Raw genomic sequence first — 20,566 nt, 5'->3', positions numbered from 1 at the left:
AGTCAACCTCGGCGCATTGGCCGGTGGCCTCGCCACGCTGTTCGGGTGACCTTCGCGTTCGGGTGACCTCCGCGCGGAACCTGGAACTGTCGGACTCGGGTGCCACACTGGCGCCATGTGCGGTCGGTACACCCAGAAGCTGAAGACCGACGACCTCGCCGCGGCGATGTCCGCTCGCGACGAGACTGCCGGCGGGGTGACGGAGAACTACAACGTGGCGCCCACCTCGGCGATGCCGATCGTCATCGCCGAGCCGCGTGAGCTCCCGGACGGCGCTCTTCGGGGTGAGGCGCGCCTCACCCCGGCCGGCCGGCACCCGGCCGGGAAGCCGCCGGCTGCCGCCCGGACCGAGCGGGTCCTTCGCCTCGCGACCTGGGGGTTGGTGCCGTCCTGGGCCAAGGAGCGGACGATCGGGGCAAAGATGATCAATGCGTGGTCGGAGACGGCGGCGACCAAGCCGGCGTTCCGATCGGCCTTCGCCGCACGGCGCTGCCTCGTCCCGGCGACCGGTTTCTACGAGTGGTTTCATCCGGGTGGTGGCTCGCGGCGGGGGCAACCCTTCTACATCCGTCCCGCGGGCCATCCCGCGACCGGCGGGATCTTCGCGTTCGCGGGTCTCTACGAGGTCCGGCGCCGGGGTGAGGCCCCGCTGGTGACCTTCACGATCCTCACGACCGGGGCCGCCGCGGGGCTGGAGTTCCTGCACGACCGCTCGCCGGTGATCCTGCCCGAGGCTGCCTGGGATCGCTGGATGGATCCCTCGGTCCGCGATCCCGCCGCGTTCGCCTCGCTGCTGCGGCCGGCTCCGGCCGGGGTGGTCGCGGCGCATCCGGTCGCGGCCGAGGTGGGCAGTGTCCGGAACAAGGGTCGTCATCTCATCGATCCCGTCGAGATCGATCCGGTGGTCGCCGCGGCCGTCGCGCAGGCGGGCGGGCGGACGGCTCTCGCAGTGGACCCGGAGCGGTCCGGTGGTTCCGTCGGCGGTGGTACCGGTCCGTCCGCGCGGGCGGGCGGCACCGTCGATCTGTCGTCGTTCGGCATCGACCCGGTCCATGACCCGGTCGATACCCCCGTCAATGCCCCGGGCAAAGGCACCGCCGCGGGGCCGGGAGGCGGGTGACTCGGCGGGCGCGCTCGGCAATCGCGGGTTAATCCGCCGGAAATCCGGAGAACGGATGGTCGCCGGAGGTCAGGAGTGACCGTGCGGGCGAAGCGCGAGCCCGAGCGCGATCTCGGTGACACCGGTGACGATCAGTTGGATCCCGAAGATCACCGCTAGTACCATGATCGTCTTTCCCGGCCAGGTCAGCGCCAGCACGCCGAGGACGACACTGAGCGCGGCCAGGGCGAGCGGACCGGCGATGCCGCGGCCGGTCCCGCGCGAGGATCTGCTCGCCCAGGTCACCAGGGCCCGGACGACCCCGGTGATGATCAGTATCGCGCCGACGAGCAGCGCGACGACTCGGAGGGTGACTCCCGGCCACAGCAGCACGATGACGCCGCCGAGCGCAAGCATGATCCCGAACAGGGCGGTCCCCGCAGTGTTCTCCGACCGGACCGCGGCGATCGTCTCGCTGATACCGGAGAGCACGAGTGCCACCCCGGCGAGGACCGCCAGCGTGCGGGCTGTCGCGAAGGGGTTCGTGATCAGCAGAAGTCCCAGCACGGTGACCGCCGCACCGAGCAGGAGCAACGCCGGCCACAGCGCGCTGGGGGCTTGCTGACGTCGGTGCTGCCGGTAGATCGTGGCCATCGAGGCACCTCCCCGGGTCGGGGCTCCGCCCGGATACGCGCGGGCCGCTCTCGCCAGAAGGTCTCTACCCGGTTCCGGTGAGTCGCTACCGCGACTCACTCTCCCGGCCGACCGCCACGCCGTGATCAGCTGTCGGAGATGCTGATCGCCTCGGTCGGGCAGGAGTCAACAGCCTCTTGGATGTCGTCCCACCTGGCGTCGTCGGGTTCCTCGTCGAGGAGGTAGAGGAAGCCGTCGTCGCGGATCTCGAACACGTTCGGGACGAGACGGACACAGGTTCCGCTGCTCGCGCAGCGGTCGTAGTCGACAGTCACGCGCATCGGCGCACCTCCCAGTGGTGCTCCCACAAATCAGTGTCGAGCGGACCTTACCGCCGAGCCCGTGGCTGCGACAGAACCGGGACCCCGGCAGGCCACTGGGCGGGGGCTGTGGACGACGGGCGGCTGTCCACAGGACGGCGGCGAGCGGAGCGGGAGCCGCCGTGATCGATCTACGGTCCAGCCATGGTCGAATCCACCCCTGGTCCCGGGTACCCGCTGTCGGCCCCGTCGCCGCGCTTTCCCGTCCACGCATTTCCGCCTGAAACGTCCGTTTCGTCGCGATGGCCATCGCTGGACCTGCTGCCGTCGGACGACGCCACCGTGCCGTTGCGTCCGCCGGACCCCCCAGTAGACGGCTCAGCTGGTGGATCCCGCCGCGTTCGTGACGCCACGTTCACCGAGGACGAGCAGGAGATCGGTGGCGACGAGTCCGACCTGTTCGGGATTCGCGAGGGCGTGTTCCTTGATGAGGACCGGGCCGCCGGCGGATGGGCCGCGGACGAGCTCGCGGCGGACGGGGCCGATCTTGGCCGGCCGGTCGTCGGCCGAACGGATCGGCGCCGTCCGGTCCACCCCCGTGCGGGGCGCGAGATGGACGATGGCGAGGACGAGGGCGGCCGGGGACCTGATCGCGGGCCATCGGCCGGCCGGACGGCGCCGGGAGTTCCACGGGGCGATCTGGTCGGCGTCATCCGCAGGCGGCTTCCGGCTGCGCTGCATGGCATCGTGGTGGCGCCGGCCGCCCGGGCCGCCCTCGTTCTCGCGTTGGTCGCCCTCGCCGCCGCGCTCATGACCGCCTGGTTCTCCTGGCAGCACCGCCCGGTGCCGCTTGCATCCTCCGAGGTCGGTACCCCCCGGACGGGGGAGTCGGCGGCGGCTGGCAACGCCTGGTCGGACCACTCGGACCACGGGGCCACCTCCGCCACGGATACGAGCGTGACTTCGGCACCGACGGCCAGGGCCGCCCGCACCGGGGCGAGCGGCGAGGTGGTGGTCGACGTCGCCGGCCGGGTGGCCCGGCCGGGGGTCGTCCGGCTCCCGGCGGGCGCGCGCGTGGTGGATGCGATCGAACGCGCTGGGGGAGTGCTCCCGGGCACCGACACGACCGGCCTCGCCCTGGCCCGGTTGCTGGTCGACGGAGAACAGGTCCTCGTCTACGGCAAGCCCGGCCCGGCGCCGCCCGGAACGGCAGCCGGGCAACCCGCGGGTACTGGTCTCGGATCCGCCGGTTCCACTGCGGCGACCGGTCCGATCGACCTGAATGCCGCGACCGCCGAGCAGCTTGACGGTCTGCCCGGGGTGGGGCCCGTGCTGGCTCGCCGCATCGTCGAGTGGCGCACGGCGCACGGGACCTTCCGGTCGCCCGAGCAGCTGGCGGAGGTGACCGGAGTCGGCGACAAGCGGCTGGCCGATCTGCTGCCATTGCTGAAGGTTTGACGTTCCAGTGGTCGACGTCGGGATGGAGACCGGACTCGCGCTGCCGGAACGGCCGTCCGGGGCTTCCCGTCCCATGGACGCCCGGCTGGTGGGCCCGGCGGTCATGGCCTGGGCTGGCGCGGCGGGTGCCGGCACCTGGCCGCCGTCCGTTCCGTTGCTGGGTGCCGCCGGTGCGGTGCTCGTCGCGACTCCGATGTTCCTGCTGGTCCAGGTCCGTCCGCGGGGTGGTCGGCCGACTCGCCCGGGACCGGGCGGCGCTCGGGCCGAGGCGGCTACGGGCGCGTCTCGTCCGTCGCAGCCGCAGCCGCAGCCGCAGCCGCAGCCGCAGCCGCGCAGCGCGCCGCTCACCCGGGGCGTTGGGCGGTGCTCCGGCGGCACTGTCGTCGTGCTCACGGCCCTCGTCTTCCTGGCCGCCGGGTTTCTCGCGGGTGGACTGGCGGCTCGTCCGCGTGACAGCGGCCCGCTCGCCGATCTGGTCCGGCATGGCCGTCCGGTCACCGCCGAGGTCGTCGTCACCGACGATCCCCGCGCCACCTCCTCGTCCACCGCGGTCCGGACGGGAACCGGGCCCGGAGCCGGAGAGGGAAGAGGAGAGGGGGGCGGCGGCGCCGATCGCGTGACCTTCGTGATCTCCGTCCGGGCGGAACGCCTTACCGCGTCACCGGCGGATCTGCGGGTCCGGGCCCCGATGGTCCTGCTTGCGCGGGGCGGCGGCTGGGGTGCTCTGCTGCCCAGCCAGCACCTGGTCGTCTCCGGCAGGCTCGCCGAACCCCGGGTCGGTGACACCGTGGCTGCCGTCCTGTTCGCCGACGGCCCACCGCGGACCCGCGGCGGACCCGCAATGATCCAACGAATCGCCGGGGGGCTGCGGGTCGGGCTGCGTCGAGCCGCTGGGGGATTGCCCGAACCGCGTCGCGGGCTGCTGCCCGGCCTCGTGGTCGGCGACGTCTCCGGGCTCGACGATGCGGTGCGTGCGGACTTCCGCGCCGCCGGAATGTCCCATCTGACGGCCGTGTCCGGTAGCAACGTCGCCATCGTGACGGCCTCGGCGCTCTACCTCATGGGATGGACCGGGCGTGGGTCACGGTCGCGCGCCGCGGTGGGAGCCCTCGCTCTCGTCGGGTTCGTCGTGCTCGCCCGGCCCTCGGCCAGCGTGCTGCGTGTCGGGGCGATGGGTCTGGTCGGCCTGCTCGGGCTCGCCGTTGGCCGTCCCAGGGCGGTGCTGCCCTCCCTGGCGGCGAGCGTGATCGTCCTGATCCTGGCGGATCCCGCGCTCGCCCTCTCGGTCGGCTTCGCGCTGTCCGTCCTCGCCACGGCCGGAATGATCGTTCTCGCGCCGGGCTGGCGGGACGCGCTCGCTCGCCGGCTGCCGGCACGGATCGCCGAGGTGCTCTCCGTCGCGGCCGCCGCCCAGCTGGCGTGCACCCCGGTGTTGGCCTGGACCGGCGGGGGGCTGAGCCTCGTGGCGGTGCCCGCGAACGTCCTGGCCGTGCCCGCCGTCGCACCGGCGACCGTGTTGGGGGTACTGACGCTGGTCGTGGCGGCGGTGTCGCCGTCAGCAGCCGGGCTGCTCGCGCACCTCGCCGATATGCCGTGCTGGTGGCTGGTGACGGTCGCCGGCCGGTGCGCCGACCTTCCTGCCGCGACGCTGCCGTGGCCCACGGGGGTGATGGGAGCGGGCGTGGCCGCCGGTGTCGCCTGGCTCGTGGTGGCGACGCTGCGGCGGCGGGTGCCGCGGCGACTGGTCGCTGCGGCCCTGGTCGGCCTGCTCCTGGCGCGATGCGCCGTCGCCGGGCGGCTGGCGCCGTGGCCGCCGCCCGGCTGGCGCCTGGTCGCCTGCGACATCGGTCAGGGCGACGCCCTCGTGCTGTCGGCGGGACCGGGCACCGCGGTGCTGGTCGACGCCGGCCCCGATCCGGCCCTGCTGACCCGCTGCCTCTCCGACCTCGGCGTGCGACGGATACCGGTGGTCATTCTCAGCCACTTCCACGCTGATCACGTCGAGGGGCTGCCGGCCGTGCTCGGCCGGCTTCCGGTGGGGGAGGTACTCGGCAGTCCGCTGGGGGAACCCGTTCTCCAGCGGCATCGGGTCCAACAGTGGACCCGGCGGGCCGGTGTGCCGCTGCGAACGGCCGTCATCGGCTCCCGGGCACAGGTGGGGGCGGTCTCTTGGACGGTCCTGGCTCCGCGCACCGTGTTGCACGGCACCGAGAGCGATCCCAACAACGCGAGCCTGGTGCTCTCCGCACGGGTGGGGGAGGTGACCATCCTGCTCACCGGGGATGTGGAGCCGCCGGCCCAGCGGGTGTTGACCGGCAGCCCGGAGGATCGGACGGCGCTACGAGCCGACGTGCCCCATCACGGCGCCGCGGATCAGGACGCCACCTTCCTCGCTGCGACCGGGGCCCGATTCGCCCTGATCAGCGTCGGCACCGGGAACAGCTATGGTCATCCCGCGCCGTCCACCCTGCGGACGCTGCGCCGGTCCGGCATGGCCGTCGCCCGGACCGACCGCGACGGCGCGGTGGCGGTGGTCGCCACGGTGGCACCCGCCGGGTCCGCCGAGTCCGGGTCGCTGGCGGGAGCCGCCTCCGGGCCGGGGGCGCGAGTCCGCGTCTCGGTGGTGCTCCGCCGGCCCGGGGGCGGATCGTGACATGCTCACCTGCGTGTCCTCCTCTGCGCTGCCGCCGCTCGTGCTCGTCACCGGCGACGAGGATCTACTCGTCGGTCGAGCGGTGCGCGGGGTTCTCGACGCGGCTCGGGCCCGTGATCCCGATGTCGAGATCGTCGACCGGGCTGCCGGTGAGCTCAGCGAGGCCGATCTGATCGACCTCGGCGCCACCTCGATGTTCGGAGGTGGCCGGGTGATGGTCGTCCGCGGCGCGCAGGACCTCGCCGAGGATCTGCGTGACGCGTTGTTGGAGTACATCGCTTGTCCGCTCGACGACGTCGTGCTCGTCGTCGTCCACAGCGGCGTGGTGAAGAACCGCAAACTCGCGGACGTGCTGAAGACCGCGGGAGCGCGGGTCGTGCCGGCAGCGAAGATCACCAAGCCGCGGGAGCGTCACGATTTCGTCGTCGCCGAGGTGCGGCGTCTCGGCGGCCGGGTCAGCGACGGCGCGGTGCGTGCCCTGCTCGACGCGGTCGGTGGTGATCTGCGTGAGCTCGCCGCCGTTTGCGATCAACTCGTGGCCGACACCGACGGGCTGATCGACGAAGCCGCGGTGGCCCGTTTCCACCGGGGCCGGGCCGAGGCCAGCGGGTTCGCCGTCGCGGACGCGATCATCGGCGGCGACCTGCCGCAGGCGTTGACGCTGCTGCGTCAGTCCCTGGAGGGGGGTACCGCGGCCGTACTGGTCTCCAGTGCCGTTGCCGGTGGTCTGCGTGACCTCGCCCGGGTGGCGTCCGCGGGTCCCGGCTCGAAGTGGGATCTCGCCCGAGCCCTGGGTATGCCGGACTGGAAGGTCGAGAAGGCGCAGCGCTCCGCCCGAGCATGGTCGGACCGGGGTCTCGGCCAGGCCCTGCGGGCGGCCGCCGAGGCCGACGCCGGCGTCAAGGGCGCTGCGGTTGACGCCGGTTACGCCTTGGAGAAACTGTTGCGTGAGGTCGCCGTGGCCAGGTTGGTCGGGCGGGCCCGGGTGGCCGGGAGCCATGGATGACCGACGGTCCGGGGACGGCTGACGGTCCGGGAGCCGGTGCCGGCATCGTCGTGGCTACTCAGCCGGCCGCCGACCCCGAGGCCCCGCCGCCGGGTGGCTGGTTCGGCCTGCGGGTGCTACCGGCGGGCTGGATGCGGGGGCTGCTCATGATCTTGACTGGGCTGGTCACGGTGGTGATCGCACTCGGTGATCTCGCGAGCGCCTGGGTGGTCGGTGTCCTCCCGCTGACCGTCGGCGCGATGGTTGCTTATCACGAAGTGCTTGAGCGACTGATCCGGCCGGACGAGGTCTCGGCGGAACCGGCCCCACAGCAGCCCGGAGCCCGTTCCACGCCGTGCGGCGGGCTCTGACCGGGCGAGAGGCCCGACCAGCGGGTGGGCACGCGGAAAGGCCGGGGCGCCTGCGGCGCCCCGGCTGGAGGAAGACGACTCAGCTGGCGGCCAGGTTGGCGTGCGCGCGAGCCAGTGCCGACTTCTTATTGGCGGCCTGGTTGGCGTGAATGACACCCTTGCTGACGGCCTTGTCCAGCTTGCGGGACGCGATCCGCAGCGTCTCGCCGGCGCGCTCGACGTCACCGGCATCCACGGCGTCGCGGAAGCGACGCACGTGCGTCTTGAGTTCCGACTTCACAGCCTTGTTGCGCAGCCGCCGCTTCTCGTTGGTGAGGTTGCGCTTGATCTGCGACTTGATGTTGGCCACGCGGGAGAACCTCTGATTTGTCGAGTCGGGGTGGTGCGGACACGTCATAGTACGGGTACCGGCCGTGCCCGGTGATCCGGCATATCTCGCTGGCTCCTGGGAGCAGCAGGTACCGCGGAGAACCGACTGCCTCCGGCGACCGGCGCCGCACGGAATGGCGACCAGATCATGACCGGACAGGTCATGATCGACCAGATCATGACCTGACGACGACGCGGCCCGTCACAGTGGCACTCAGATTATCAAACCCCCGCGCGGCGGCGCACCGGCGCAACGTTGCGCGCGGCTCCTGGCACGATGAAGGTGGTCGACCCAGATATCGGCACGGGCGGCTCCACCGTGATCACCGCGAGCGAAACGAGAACCCTCCGCGTGTCCACAGCCCCGCACCTGGCGCCCGGCGCCGACCCGACGATGATCCGCAACTTCTGCATCATCGCCCACATTGACCACGGCAAGTCGACTCTTGCCGATCGGATGCTTGGTGTGACCGGTGTCGTGGAGGCGCGCAACATGCGCGCGCAGTACCTCGACCGCATGGACATCGAGCGTGAGCGCGGGATCACCATCAAGGCCCAGAACGTGCGCCTGCCGTGGCGGGCCGACGATGGTCGGGACTACATTCTGCATCTCATCGACACGCCGGGCCACGTTGACTTCAGTTACGAGGTGAGCCGTTCGCTCGCGGCCTGCGAGGGCGCGGTGCTGCTGGTCGACGCGGCCCAGGGCATCGAAGCGCAGACCCTGGCGAACCTGTACCTGGCGATCGAGAACGACCTGACCATCGTTCCCGTACTCAACAAGATCGATCTTCCGGCGGCCCAGCCGGAGAAGTACGCCGAGGAGATCGCGACGATCATCGGCTGCGAGCCGGGCGAGGTGCTTCGCGTGTCCGGCAAGACCGGCCAGGGGGTGCCGGAGCTGCTCAACGAGATCGTGCGCCGGGTGCCCGCCCCGGTCGGCGATCCGGACGGTCCGGCTCGTGCGATGATCTTCGACAGCGTCTACGACATCTATCGCGGCGTCATCACCTATGTGCGGGTGGTCGATGGCACGCTGACCACCCGCGACCGGTGTCTGATGATGTCGACCGGCGCGAGCCACGAGACCCTCGAGGTAGGTGTCATCTCGCCGGACCCCCATCCGACCGGGTCGCTGTCGGTCGGCGAGGTCGGCTACGTCATCCCCGGGGTCAAGGACGTCCGGCAGGCCCGGGTCGGCGACACCATCACCACTACCCGGCGGCCGGCGACGGAGATGCTCGGTGGCTATCGGGATCCGTTGCCGATGGTGTACTCCGGGTTGTATCCGATCGACGGCAGCGAGTATCCAGCGTTGCGCGAGGCTCTCGACAAGCTTCAGCTCAACGACGCCGCCCTGACCTACGAACCGGAAACCTCCGCGGCACTGGGGTTCGGATTCCGGTGCGGCTTCCTGGGCCTGCTGCATCTGGAGATCGTCCGGGAGCGGCTGGAGCGCGAGTTCAACCTCACCCTCATCTCCACGGCCCCGAACGTCGTCTACCGGGTGGTCATGGAGGACCGTTCCGAGATCATAGTGACCAACCCCAGTGACTGGCCGGGCGGGAAGATCGCCGAGGTGTACGAGCCCGTCGTCGAGGCGATGCTGCTGCTGCCGACCGACTTCGTCGGGGCGGTGATGGAACTGTGCCAGGGCCGGCGCGGCGTCCTGAAGGGGATGGACTATCTGTCGACCGACCGGGTGGAACTCAAGTACACGCTGCCTCTCGGTGAGATCATCTTCGACTTCTTCGACGCCCTGAAGTCCAGGACCCGGGGCTATGCCAGCCTCGACTACGAGTCGGCCGGGGAGCAGTTGGCCGATCTGGTGAAGGTCGACATCCTGTTGCAGGGGGAGACCGTCGATGCCTTCTCGGTGATCGTGCACCGTGAGAAGGCCTACGCCTACGGCGTGTCCATGACGACCAAGCTGCGCGAGCTGATTCCGCGCCAGCAGTTCGAGGTGCCGATCCAGGCGGCGATCGGCAGCCGGATCATCGCGCGGGAGAACATCCGCGCCATCCGCAAGGACGTGCTCGCCAAGTGCTACGGCGGCGACATCACCCGCAAGCGCAAGCTGCTCGAGAAGCAGAAGGAGGGCAAGAAGCGGATGAAGACGATCGGTCGGGTCGAGGTGCCGCAGGAGGCCTTCATCGCGGCGCTGTCCACGGACACCGGCAAACCGGCGGTGAAGTGAGTCCGGTGCGGGGCCGACGCGGGACCGTGGTGCCATCCGCCTGTTCAGTGAGTCGGCCGTTCAGCGGGTCGACAGGGGGCTGGCCGGGAGGCGGATCGGTTCGGTGGCCGGTTCGGAGAACGACAGGTCCGTGACAGGGGCGGCGGCGCTGGAACGGTACACGGTGGTTCGGGGCGGGAGCAGTTCGAAGATCTCGTCGAGAACGGCCCTGGCGTCGTCGTCCATGACCGGATCTTTTCGCACCGGCGTCGATCGGTCCATGGTGAACCACCCATATTTTCCCTTCTGTGCCCAATGATGACAAAATGTCATTACATCCGGCCAGCATCGCCGAAGTGGGTATTCCGGCCTTATCCCCAGGTGGTCCTCGTGTGGCCACCCCTGGCCCGCCCGCGTGGTTGGCAAACGTAGCGTTGCCGCGAGAGCACACGTTGGGGGCACACTGGGGGCATGCCACAAAAGCCTCCCGACGGCTGGCTCCCGCCGGACGACGGTGCCCTCCCGGCGGCCGCGCTGGCCGAGGTGACCCGGCGGCCGTTCGGGGTCTACGTGCATGTGCCCTATTGCGCGGCGCGCTGCGGCTACTGCGACTTCAACACCTACACGGCGGCCGACCTAGGCGGCGCCCTGGTGTCGTCGGTGGGCCTCACGACGTTCGTCGACATCGCGACCGGCGAGGTCCGGCTCGCGCGTACCGTGCTTGGTGAGCAGGAGCTGGTGGTCTCCACGGTCTTCGTCGGTGGCGGCACGCCGACCCTGTTGACCGCCGACGATCTCGGGCGGCTGTTGCGGATCCTGGACGACGGGTTCGGGCTGGCGCCCGACGCGGAGATCACCACCGAGGCGAATCCGGAGTCGGTGGATCCGGCGCAACTGGAGCAGCTGCGCGCCGCCGGTTACACCCGGATCTCCTTCGGGATGCAGAGTAGCCGTCCGCACGTCCTCGCCGCCCTGGACCGGCGGCACACCCCCGGCCGCGTGCCCGAGGTGATGCGCTGGGCCCGCAAGGCGGGCTTTGACCAGGTCAGCCTGGACCTCATCTACGGGGCTCCGGGCGAGTCGGAGGCGGACTGGGCGGCGAGCCTGGACGCGGCGATCCAGCTCGGCCCGGACCACGTCAGTGCCTACGCGCTGACGGTTGAGGAGGGCACGAAACTGTCCCGCCGGGTCCGCCGGGGCGAGCTGCTCGAACCCGACGACGACCTGCTTGCCGACCGCTACCTGCAGGCCGATGACGCTCTGTGCGCGGCCGGCCTGACCGGCTACGAGGTCAGCAACTGGTCGCGGGGGGCCGATACCCGGTGTCGGCACAATCTGGGGTACTGGCGCGGAGATCACTGGTGGGGGATCGGTCCGGGCGCGCACAGCCACGTCGGCGGGGTGCGATGGTGGAACGTGCGTCATCCGGCGGAGTACGCGGCCCGGCTGGGGGCCGGGCGCAGTCCCGCGGCCGCCTGGGAGGAGCTCGACGCGCAGGCCCGCCGGGTCGAGCGGGTCATGCTGGGCGTCCGGTTGGCCGAGGGACTGGCCGTCGGTGAGCTGGACGGGCCCGGCCTGGAGGCCGCCGCCGGGCTCGCGAAGTCCGGCCTGGTGGAACCCGGTGCCCTGGAGTTCGGCCGGGTGCGTCTCACCCGTCGCGGTCGCCTGCTCACCGACACGGTCGTGCGAGCCCTGCTGCCCGACTGACGCCGCTGCCCGACTGACGCCGCTGCCCGACTGACGCCGCTGCCCGACCGGCGGCCGTCCGGTGGCCCGATCGGGCGGGACCGGAACCTGGGTACCGGCATGCTCGTTTCGTTACGAGGACGTCGCCGGGCCCTCACCGGTCATTCGCGGGGTGGCTCATGTTCTGTGCTTCGACCTGAGCAGGCGGCTACACTTGGCACTCACTGCGGCCGAGTGCCAAGTTGGGTGTCCGCCGCTGCACACACCGTGGCCCGGCCACGTCCCGCCTGGTGAAGGGGGTGCGACCGCGTGCTGGAGGATCGGCGGCTCGAAGTCCTTCGGGCGATTGTTGAGGACTTTGTGCTGAGCAACGAGCCGGTGGGTTCCAAGGCGCTGGCGGAGCGGCATAATCTCGGTGTATCACCAGCTACTGTCCGTAATGACATGTCCGCCCTGGAGGAAGAGGGGTATATCACACAGCCCCATACCAGCGCAGGACGGATACCGACGGACAAGGGCTACCGGTTGTTCGTGGACCGGTTGTCGGGGGTGAAGCCGCTGTCCCGGGCCGAACGTCGGGCGATCCAGAGCTTCCTGGAGGGTGCCGTCGACCTGGACGACGTGGTGCGCCGCTCCGTGCGGCTGCTCGCCCAGCTCACCCGGCAGGTGGCCGTCGTGCAGTACCCCTCCTTGTCGAGCAGCAGCATCCGGCACATCGAGGTTGTCACGCTCGGCCCGTACCGCCTGCTGATGGTCCTCATCACCGACACCGGCCGGGTCGAGCAGCGTATCGTCGACAGCCTCGTACCCGTTGACGACGAGGTCGCCGGCGAGCTGCGTTCCGTGCTCAACTGCGCGCTGGCCGGCCGGCGCTTGGTCGACGCCCCCGACATCGTCGCGGCCCTGCCCGACAGCACCCGCTCCGAGCTGCGCCCCTACCTGACCACGGTGGCCGGTGCCGTGCTGGAGTCGCTGGTCGAGCGGCAGGAGGAGCGCATCGCGATGGCTGGGACGGCGAATCTCACGCGGTCCCCGGTCGACTTCGCCGACTCGTTGCGGTCGATACTTGAGGCATTGGAAGAACAGGTCGTGCTGATGAAACTCATCGGCTCGGCGCGGGAGACCGGTACTGTAACGGTACGGATCGGTCGCGAAACGGATGTGGACGCCCTCCGGTCCACCGCGGTGGTGGCCACGGGATACGGTCGTGGTCCCTTCGCGCTGGGTGGGATGGGGGTGCTCGGCCCGATGCGCATGGACTATCCGGGGACGATGGCGGCCGTCCGGGCCGTCGCCAAATACGTGGGTGAACTCTTGGGTGCCGACTGATGGCAGTGGATTATTACGCCGTTCTGGGCGTACGCCGGGAAGCGTCGAACGACGAGATCAAGCGGGCCTACCGCAAACTGGCCCGTGAGCTGCATCCGGATGTCAATCCAGATCCGGATGCACAGCAGCGCTTCCGGGGCGTCACGGCCGCGTACGAGGTGCTCTCTGACCCGGAGAAGCGCCAGATCGTCGACCTGGGCGGCGATCCGCTCGCGCCCGGTGGCAGTGGCAGTGGCGGTGGCGGTTCGCCGTTCGGCGCCGGTTTCGGCGGCCTCGGTGACATCATGGACGCCTTCTTCGGCGGCGGGTCGAGCCGTGGGCCCCGGTCCCGGGTCCGGCGCGGCAACGACGCGCTGCTGCGCATCGAGCTCGACCTGTCCGAGACCGCGTTCGGCGCCACGCGCGAGATCACCGTGGACACGGCGGCGGTGTGCTCGACGTGTACCGGTGCCGGTGCGGCTCCCGGCGCGCACCCGTCGACCTGCGGCACCTGCGGCGGGCGGGGCGAGGTCCAGCAGGTCACCCGTTCCTTCCTCGGTCAGATGGTGACCTCCCGGCCCTGCCCGCGGTGTTCGGGTACCGGCACCGTGATCGAGCATCCCTGCCGGGACTGCGGCGGCGACGGCCGGGTGCGCAAGCGCCGGACGCTCACCGTGAAGATCCCCTCCGGGGTCGAGGACGGCATGCGCATCCGGCTGTCGGGCGAGGGCGAGGTCGGGCCCGGCGGTGGGCCGCCCGGTGACCTTTACGTCGAGGTCTCCGAGAAGCAGCACCCGGTTTTCACCCGGGAGGGCGACGATCTGCACTGTGAGCTGCCGCTGCCGATGACCTCGGCGGCGCTCGGCACTTCCGCCACGCTGGAGACCCTCGACGGCACCGAGACCATCGCCGTGAAGCCCGGCACCCAGCCCGGTGAGGTCATCAAGCTCGCCGGCCGCGGGGTTCCGCATCTGCGGGCCGCCGGGCGCGGTCATCTGCACATCCACATCAACGTCGAGACTCCGACGAAGCTGGACGGCGAGCAGGAGCGGCTGCTACGAGAGCTGGCGAAGCTGCGCGACGAGGAGACACCGGCCGTCGTGGGCGGATCCGCCGGCGGCGCGGCGGGGCTATTCCGGCGGCGGGGCACGCGCCGCGGCCGTTAGCCCGGTCATCGGCCGTGACCGCTGCGGAGAGGATGTATCCTGACCAGCGCCCTGTTCCGGCTGTCGCCGCTGCCGATCGCGGACTCGTTCACCCTCGCCGGTCCGGAGGGTCGCCATGCGGCCATGGTGCGCCGGCTGTGGCCGGGGGAGCCGGTCGACGTGACCGACGGTCTCGGCCGTGCGGTGGAGTGCGAGGTCGTTGCCGCCCGGCGGGATGAGATCGACTGCGCGGTCCGGCGCCGGGTCGCCGCCGCGGCCCCGAGCCCCCGGCTGGTTGTCGTGCAGGCCCTTGCCAAGGGGGATCGGGGCGAGCGGGCGGTGGAGATGCTGACCGAGGTCGGTGTCGACGAGATCGTCCCGTGGTCGGCGGCCCGGTCCGTGGCCCGCTGGGAGGGTGTCCGTGGCGTGCGGGCCCGGGAACGCTGGGTCAGAGCCGCGGAGGAGGCGTCGAAGCAGTCCCACCGACTGCACTGGCCGGTGGTGGGCGAGTTGGCCGGCCTGAAGGAGGTTGTCGAGCGGGTGCGGGCGGCGGCGCTTGCCGTCCTCCTGCACGAGGATGCGACCATACCGTTGGTTGGCCTGGCTCGCTCGGTTGAGCTGCCGGAGCGAGTGGCTCCGGCCGCCTTGGCGGCGGAGCTGGTGCTCGTCGTGGGCCCCGAGGGAGGGGTGTCCGAGTTGGAACTGGCCACGCTGGGCGAGGCCGGAGCGATCGTGTCGCGGCTCGGTTCGACGGTGCTGCGCACATCCACCGCCGGCGTCGTGGCCGCGGCGGTCGTGTTCGCGGACCTCGGTCGTTGGGACGGCCTGGCGCGATGATGGATAGACTGGTCAGGTAGCGTCCGTGGTCCGCCTCGCTGGGTGGTCCCTCCGGCTGGAGGGGTTCTGTCCGGTGTCGGCCGTCCGCGCCGCGCCGCCCACCGCGATCATCAATCCTGAGAGGTGCCCCGGCCTCGCTGGCCGCTCTTTATGCCCGAATCCGTTATGCCACCCGTCGCGCCCGACACCAGGGTCCAGACGCGCATTGTCGTACCCGGTCCGCACAGCATGGTGAGTCTGCTCGGTCACCAGGATCAGCTGCTCCGTACCATCGAGAAGGCTTTCTCCTCGGATATCCACGTGCGTGGCAACGAGATCACCATTACCGGCGCTCCGGCTGAGAACGAGCTCGCCGCCAGGTTGTTCGCCGAGCTCATCGCGCTGCTCGACGCCGGGACGGAGCTCAGCCCGCAGCATGTCGACCATTCGCTGGCGATGCTGCGCAGCGGCGCGGAGGAGCGGCCGGCCGAGGTTCTCACCCTCAACATCCTCTCCAGCCGGGGCCGGACGATACGGCCGAAGACGTTGAACCAGAAGCGGTACGTCGACGCGATCGACCAGCACACCATCGTTTTCGGGATCGGGCCGGCCGGCACCGGCAAGACCTACCTCGCCATGGCGAAGGCCGTTCAGGCGTTGCAGGCCAAGAAGGTGAACCGGATCATTCTGACCCGCCCCGCGGTCGAGGCGGGGGAACGCCTCGGATTCCTGCCGGGGACCCTGTACGAGAAGATCGATCCCTACCTGCGGCCGCTCTACGACGCGCTGCATGACATGATCGATCCGGACTCGATCCCGCGGCTGATGCAGAGCGGCACGATCGAGGTGGCCCCACTGGCCTACATGCGCGGCCGGACGCTGAACGACGCCTTCATCATCCTCGACGAGGCCCAGAACACCTCGCCGGAACAGATGAAGATGTTCCTCACCCGGCTCGGCTTCGGCGCGAAGATCGTCGTTACCGGGGACGTGACCCAGGTCGACCTCCCCAGCGGCACCCGCAGCGGGCTGCGGGTGGTCCGGGAGATCCTCGACGGCCTCGACGACGTCCATTTTGCATCCCTGACCAGCTCCGATGTGGTTCGGCACCGGCTCGTGAGCGAGATCGTCGACGCCTACGCCCGCTGGGACGCGGCCAGTGCGCCGCCACCCGCTCCGGCCCGGTCTGCTCGTCGGGACCGACGGTGACCGTCGCCGCGGTCGGAGAGGACCGCTGATGGCCGTATTCGTTGCCAACGAGTCGGGCGCGAGTGACGTCGACGAGGTGAGGCTGGCCGCGCTCGCCCGGTTCGTGCTCGACGCGATGAAGGTGAACCCGCTCGCCGAGCTCTCGGTGATGCTGGTGGAGCCGAAGGCGATGACCGATCTGCACGTCCGGTACATGGGCGAGGAGGGTCCGACCGACGTCCTGTCCTTCCCGCAGGACGACGCCTTTGACGCCTCGTGGTCGGAGTCGGTCGACGACGATCCGACCACCCTGCTCGGCGACGTCGTGCTGTGCCCGGACGTCGCGCGGCGGCAGGCGGAGCAGGCCGGTCACTCCTTCGATCGCGAGTTGTCCCTGCTGTGCACCCACGGCATCCTGCACCTGCTCGGCTACGACCACGCCGAGCCGGACGAGGAACGCGAGATGTGGAAGGTACAGAGCCAGCTGCTCGCGTCGTGGGACGGCGCGGACGGCGCGGACGGTGCCCGCGGTGCCGCGGACGGCGGCGAGGGCCGCCGTGGTGACCAGGGCCGTGGCGGTGGCGCCGGAGAGCCCCCTGCCGCGCCCGCACGCTGACCCGGCACAAGAGGGGTCCGCATGAGTTCCAGTGATCTTTTTCTCGTCTTCATCGCCGTGATGGGCTCGCTTGCTGCGGCGGGTCTCGGCGGCATCGACGCGGCCCTGACCCGGGTCTCCCGGGTGACGGTCGAGGGTTTCTCCCGCCAGGGCCGGGCCGGCGCCCGGAACCTGGCGACCGTCGTGGCCGATCCGGGCCGCTACCTCGCGCTGCTGCTGCTCCTGCGCATCGTCGCGGAGATGCTCGCTGCGGCCTGTATCACGGTGCTGTTCGTGCACGCCTACGGGGCCGGGTTCGCCGCGATCGGCCTCGGGACGCTGGCCTCGACCCTGGTCGCGTACATCCTCGTCGGGGTGATGTTCCGCACCCTCGGCCGCCAGCACGCCCCTGCGGTGGCGTTGGCCAGCGCCGGTCTCACGGTCCGGCTGGCGCGGATCTTCGGGCCGTTGCCCCGGCTGCTGATCGCGTTCGGCAACGCGGTCACCCCCGGCCCTGGTTTCCGGGATGGTCCCTTCGCATCCGAGGCCGAGCTGCGCGATCTCGTCGACCTCGCCGAGGAGAACGAGGTCATCGAGCGCGAGGAACGCGACATGATCGCGTCGGTGTTCGAGCTCGGGGACACCCTGGTGCGCGAGGTGATGGTGCCGCGTCCGGACATGGTCTTCATCGAGTCGACGAAGACCGTCCGGCAGGCTCTCGCGCTGGCCCTGCGCAGCGGCTTCTCGCGGATCCCCGTCATCGGGGAGAGCGTCGACGACGTGGTGGGGATCGCCTTCCTCAAGGACATGGTCCGCCGGGAACGGGAGGGGGGCGAGGATGGTGCGATCGCCGAGATCATGCGTTCACCCGCACTCGTGCCCGAGAGTAAGCCCGCGGACGACCTGCTCCGTGAGATGCAGGCGTCGCGTACCCACATGGCGATCGTCATCGACGAGTACGGTGGAACCGCCGGACTCGTCACCATCGAGGACATCCTCGAGGAGATCGTTGGTGAGATCACCGACGAGTACGACAACGAGGTTCCGCCGGTGGAGTGGATCGACGCCAACACCGCGCGGGTGACCGCCCGGCTCGACGTCGACGATCTGGCGAAGCTGTTTGACTTCGACGTGGACGACCTGCCCGGTGCGGATGACAGCCTCACCGTCGGTGGCCTGCTGGCCACGGCCCTGGGACGGGTGCCCATCCCGGGTGCGACGGTCACGGTCGGTGGGTTGCGGCTGTCGGCGGAACGGGCCGCCGGCCGACGTAACCAGATTGGCACCGTGGTCGTCCAGCGGTTGCCGCATCCGTCGAACGGCGACGACGGCTCGCAGCCTCCCCGATCCGACGACGGCGGCGAACCCGTGCGCAGCTCGTCGTCGGACAGAAAGGTGAATTCGTGACCGCCGACGCGACCCGGTCGGGAACCGTGCCTGCCGATGGCAACTCGGCCGACGGCGCCCCGGCTCTCGACCTCGCCGCAGAGGACGCGAAGCTCGTGGTGCTGGCCAGGGCGGCGCGGCTGCGTGCCTACGCCCCCTCGGGCGACCCTGCGGAGGGGGCGGCGCTGCGCGACACCGACGGTCGCACCTATGCGGCGGCGACTCTCGGCCTGGGCCGGGCCGAGCTAGCGATCTCGGCGCTGCGCGCGGCGGTGGCCGCCGCGGTGTCCAGTGGCGCCCGCCGGTTCGAAGCCGCCGCGGTGGTCACGCAGAAGGACGAGCTCGACCGCGCCGACCTGGCGACGTTGGCCGAGTTCGGCGCCGGGATCCCGGTGTTCCTCGCCGGCTCGGACGGCGTCGCCCGGACCAGGGTGACCACCTAGCGTGTCGACAACGACCTCGGTGCCGTTCCGGGCCGGCTTCGCCTGCCTCGTCGGACGACCCAACGCCGGCAAGTCGACGCTGACGAACGCGCTGGTAGGGACGAAGGTCGCCATCACCAGCGGGCGACCACAGACCACTCGGCACGCCATCCGCGGCATCGTCCACCGCGACGACGCCCAGCTCGTCCTGGTCGATACCCCGGGGCTGCACCGGCCGCGCACGCTGCTCGGGCAGCGGCTCAATGACGTGGTGCGGGCCACGCTGTCCGAGGTCGACGTCGTCGGTTTCTGCATGCCCGCGGACGAGCCGGCCGGCCGGGGGGACCGCTCCATCGCCGAGGAGCTGTCCCGGCTGCCCAAGCGCACCCCGGTGGTCGCCATCCTCACCAAGACAGACCGGGTCGCCGATCCCGATCGGATCGGCGCCCGTCTGCTCGAGATCGCCGGGCTCGGCGAGTTCAGTGACATCGTTCCAGTCAGCGCGGTGCGCTCCTACCAGGTCGACGTGCTTGCCGACGTGCTTGTCGCCCGGCTGCCCGCCGGGCCTGCGCTGTACCCCGGTGGGGAGCTGACCGACGAACCGGAACAGGTGATGGTCGCCGAACTCGTCCGTGAGGCGGCTTTGGAGGGGGTCTGCGACGAGTTGCCGCACTCGCTCGCCGTCGTGGTGGAGGAGATGGTCTCCCGGGAGGGCAGGCCGGCGCAGCGTCCTCTCCTCGACGTCCGGGTGAACGTCTTCGTCGAGCGGCCCAGCCAGAAGGCGATCGTCATCGGGACCGGCGGATCCCGCCTCAAGGAGGTCGGTTCCCGCGCCCGCACGCAGATCGAGGCGCTGCTCGGTACCCCGGTCTTCCTCGATCTACACGTCAAGGTCGCCAAGGACTGGCAGCGCGATCCGCGCCAGCTGCGTCGCCTGGGGTTCTGAGCCGGCTCGCCGCCGGCCCCACCGAGGCGCCGCCGGCACCGCATCCATGCCGCATCCATGCCGCATCCATGCCGCAATGTACTGCCATACCTACCCCCCGGCTATGGACCGGGATGTCCTGCGGGTTCCTCAGGAGAACATCCGGCCGGTACCGGCCATCTGCCGGGCGACCTCGCTTCACCGCATGAAATCGGGACCGTGCAACCATGGGCGGGTGCCGGTGTATCGCGACGAAGGTGTCGTCCTACGCACGGCCCCCCTCGCCGAGGCCGACCGCATCATCACCGTGCTCACCCGTCGGACCGGTCGGGTGCGGGCCGTCGCCAAGGGTGTCCGCAAGACGTCCTCGCGGTTCGGGTCGCGGCTGGAGCCGGGCACGTACGTCGATCTGCTGCTGCATTCCGGCCGGGCGCTGGACACGGTCACCCAGGCGGACATCATCTCTCCCTACGGCGCCACGATCGCCGTTGACTACCCGAGGTACACTGCGGCCGCGGTGATGCTCGAGACCGCCGAGCGGTTGACCAGCGAGGAACGCCAGCCCGCCCTGCGGCTGTTCCTCCTGCTCGTGGGTGGTCTGCGTACGCTCGCCGGCGGCGAGCGCCCACCCGCGCTCGTCCTCGACGCGTTCCTCTTGCGGGCGCTCGCGGTGTCCGGGTATGGGATGGCCCTGGACCACTGCGCGCGTTGCGGTGGGCCCGGGCTGCACCTGTCGTTGTCCGTGCCGGGCGGCGGCGTAGTGTGCCCGCAATGTCGCCCGCACGGTGCGGCGTCGGTGTCCGCGGGTGCGGTGCGGCTGCTCGCGGATCTGTTGCGCGGTGACTGGGACGGTGCACTGGTCAGTGACGCCCGCGCCCGGCGGGAGGCCGGTGGCATCGCCGCCGCCTATCTCCAGTGGCATCTCGAACGCGGGCTTCGCGCACTGCCTCATCTGGAGAGGGCGTGACGCGGCCGGGCGCCGTGGTGGAGGTCTTGCGTGTGGGCCGGGACGGTCATCCCGGCGAGGCGGG

General features: G+C 70.8%; 21 protein-coding genes. 16 read left to right on the top strand and 5 right to left on the bottom strand.

Going from position 1 to position 20,566, the window contains the following annotated elements:
* Positions 1-115 precede the first annotated feature (115 nt).
* Positions 116-1,120, top strand: coding sequence for an SOS response-associated peptidase (locus AC08OX_RS01495; RefSeq protein WP_476606140.1), 1,005 nt, complete (start codon positions 116-118; stop codon positions 1,118-1,120).
* 69 nt (positions 1,121-1,189) lie between these two features.
* Here AC08OX_RS01495 and AC08OX_RS01490 read toward each other — a convergent pair whose 3' ends face one another.
* From AC08OX_RS01490 to AC08OX_RS01480, 3 genes are all read right to left on the bottom strand, one after another.
* Positions 1,190-1,753 (bottom strand): HdeD family acid-resistance protein, encoded by a 564-nt coding sequence (locus AC08OX_RS01490; RefSeq protein ID WP_476606139.1) that lies wholly within the window; start codon positions 1,751-1,753, stop codon positions 1,190-1,192.
* Positions 1,754-1,878: 125 nt separating this feature from the next.
* Positions 1,879-2,073, bottom strand: coding sequence for a ferredoxin (locus AC08OX_RS01485; protein ID WP_011435700.1), 195 nt, complete (start codon positions 2,071-2,073; stop codon positions 1,879-1,881).
* A 357-nt stretch (positions 2,074-2,430) separates the two neighbouring features.
* Positions 2,431-2,793, bottom strand: a complete 363-nt coding sequence (locus AC08OX_RS01480) for a hypothetical protein (protein WP_476606138.1) — start codon at positions 2,791-2,793, stop codon at positions 2,431-2,433.
* Between the two features lie 9 nt (positions 2,794-2,802).
* On the opposite strand from AC08OX_RS01480, the gene AC08OX_RS01475 reads away from it, so the two are divergent.
* From AC08OX_RS01475 to AC08OX_RS01460, 4 genes are read left to right on the top strand one after another with little or no spacing between them, the layout of a single operon-like run.
* Positions 2,803-3,510, top strand: coding sequence for a ComEA family DNA-binding protein (locus tag AC08OX_RS01475; RefSeq protein ID WP_476606137.1), 708 nt, complete (start codon positions 2,803-2,805; stop codon positions 3,508-3,510).
* A 7-nt stretch (positions 3,511-3,517) separates the two neighbouring features.
* Positions 3,518-6,163, top strand: coding sequence for a ComEC/Rec2 family competence protein (locus tag AC08OX_RS01470; protein ID WP_476606136.1), 2,646 nt, complete (start codon positions 3,518-3,520; stop codon positions 6,161-6,163).
* 1 nt (position 6,164) lies between these two features.
* A complete protein-coding gene (holA, locus tag AC08OX_RS01465; protein WP_476606135.1) occupies positions 6,165-7,169 on the top strand; it encodes a DNA polymerase III subunit delta in 1,005 nt (334 codons plus the stop codon).
* On the top strand, positions 7,166-7,519 hold the full coding sequence (locus AC08OX_RS01460; RefSeq protein WP_476606134.1) for a hypothetical protein: 354 nt from the start codon (positions 7,166-7,168) through the stop codon (positions 7,517-7,519). The genes holA and AC08OX_RS01460 overlap by 4 nt, the downstream gene beginning before the upstream one ends.
* Positions 7,520-7,598: 79 nt before the next feature.
* Here the strand turns inward: AC08OX_RS01460 and rpsT are convergent, their stop codons facing one another.
* The gene (gene rpsT, locus AC08OX_RS01455; RefSeq protein ID WP_476606133.1) at positions 7,599-7,868 is read right to left on the bottom strand and encodes a 30S ribosomal protein S20; all 270 of its coding nucleotides are present in this window, start codon (positions 7,866-7,868) and stop codon (positions 7,599-7,601) included.
* A gap of 372 nt (positions 7,869-8,240) precedes the next feature.
* Here rpsT and lepA point away from each other — a divergent pair, with 372 nt between their 5' ends.
* Positions 8,241-10,085: a translation elongation factor 4 gene (lepA, locus tag AC08OX_RS01450; RefSeq protein ID WP_476606132.1), complete on the top strand. Its 1,845-nt coding sequence runs from the start codon at positions 8,241-8,243 to the stop codon at positions 10,083-10,085.
* Positions 10,086-10,145: 60 nt separating this feature from the next.
* Here lepA and AC08OX_RS01445 read toward each other — a convergent pair whose 3' ends face one another.
* Entirely contained in the window at positions 10,146-10,310 is a 165-nt protein-coding gene (locus AC08OX_RS01445; protein WP_476606131.1) for a hypothetical protein, read from the bottom strand.
* Positions 10,311-10,535: 225 nt separating this feature from the next.
* Between AC08OX_RS01445 and hemW the strand changes: the two genes are divergently transcribed.
* The 10 genes from hemW (at position 10,536) to recO (ending at position 20,502) form a co-directional block, all read left to right on the top strand.
* On the top strand, positions 10,536-11,771 hold the full coding sequence (gene hemW, locus AC08OX_RS01440; RefSeq protein WP_476606130.1) for a radical SAM family heme chaperone HemW: 1,236 nt from the start codon (positions 10,536-10,538) through the stop codon (positions 11,769-11,771).
* Positions 11,772-12,059: 288 nt separating this feature from the next.
* Complete coding sequence (gene hrcA / locus AC08OX_RS01435) at positions 12,060-13,079, top strand: heat-inducible transcriptional repressor HrcA (protein ID WP_011435708.1); 1,020 nt, start codon at positions 12,060-12,062, stop codon at positions 13,077-13,079.
* Complete coding sequence (dnaJ, locus tag AC08OX_RS01430) at positions 13,079-14,224, top strand: molecular chaperone DnaJ (RefSeq protein WP_476606129.1); 1,146 nt, start codon at positions 13,079-13,081, stop codon at positions 14,222-14,224. The genes hrcA and dnaJ overlap by 1 nt, the downstream gene beginning before the upstream one ends.
* 75 nt (positions 14,225-14,299) lie before the next feature.
* On the top strand, positions 14,300-15,040 hold the full coding sequence (locus AC08OX_RS01425) for a 16S rRNA (uracil(1498)-N(3))-methyltransferase (protein ID WP_476606142.1): 741 nt from the start codon (positions 14,300-14,302) through the stop codon (positions 15,038-15,040).
* Positions 15,041-15,190: 150 nt separating this feature from the next.
* Positions 15,191-16,228 (top strand): PhoH family protein, encoded by a 1,038-nt coding sequence (locus tag AC08OX_RS01420; protein ID WP_476606128.1) that lies wholly within the window; start codon positions 15,191-15,193, stop codon positions 16,226-16,228.
* Between the two features lie 28 nt (positions 16,229-16,256).
* The gene (gene ybeY, locus AC08OX_RS01415) at positions 16,257-16,823 is read left to right on the top strand and encodes an rRNA maturation RNase YbeY (protein WP_476606127.1); all 567 of its coding nucleotides are present in this window, start codon (positions 16,257-16,259) and stop codon (positions 16,821-16,823) included.
* Between the two features lie 21 nt (positions 16,824-16,844).
* Positions 16,845-18,209, top strand: a complete 1,365-nt coding sequence (locus AC08OX_RS01410; RefSeq protein ID WP_476606126.1) for a hemolysin family protein — start codon at positions 16,845-16,847, stop codon at positions 18,207-18,209.
* Positions 18,206-18,631, top strand: coding sequence for a hypothetical protein (locus AC08OX_RS01405; protein WP_011435714.1), 426 nt, complete (start codon positions 18,206-18,208; stop codon positions 18,629-18,631). Before AC08OX_RS01410 ends, AC08OX_RS01405 begins: the two co-directional genes overlap by 4 nt.
* A 1-nt stretch (position 18,632) precedes the next feature.
* The gene (era, locus tag AC08OX_RS01400; protein ID WP_476606125.1) at positions 18,633-19,556 is read left to right on the top strand and encodes a GTPase Era; all 924 of its coding nucleotides are present in this window, start codon (positions 18,633-18,635) and stop codon (positions 19,554-19,556) included.
* A 214-nt stretch (positions 19,557-19,770) separates the two neighbouring features.
* On the top strand, positions 19,771-20,502 hold the full coding sequence (recO, locus tag AC08OX_RS01395) for a DNA repair protein RecO (protein ID WP_476606124.1): 732 nt from the start codon (positions 19,771-19,773) through the stop codon (positions 20,500-20,502).
* Positions 20,503-20,566 lie beyond the last annotated feature (64 nt).

This window comes from Frankia sp. CoBUL1 (assembly GCF_978021245.1).
The sequence above is the reverse complement of the archived record's forward strand: the minus strand, read 5'-3'. Positions and strand labels throughout refer to the sequence as shown.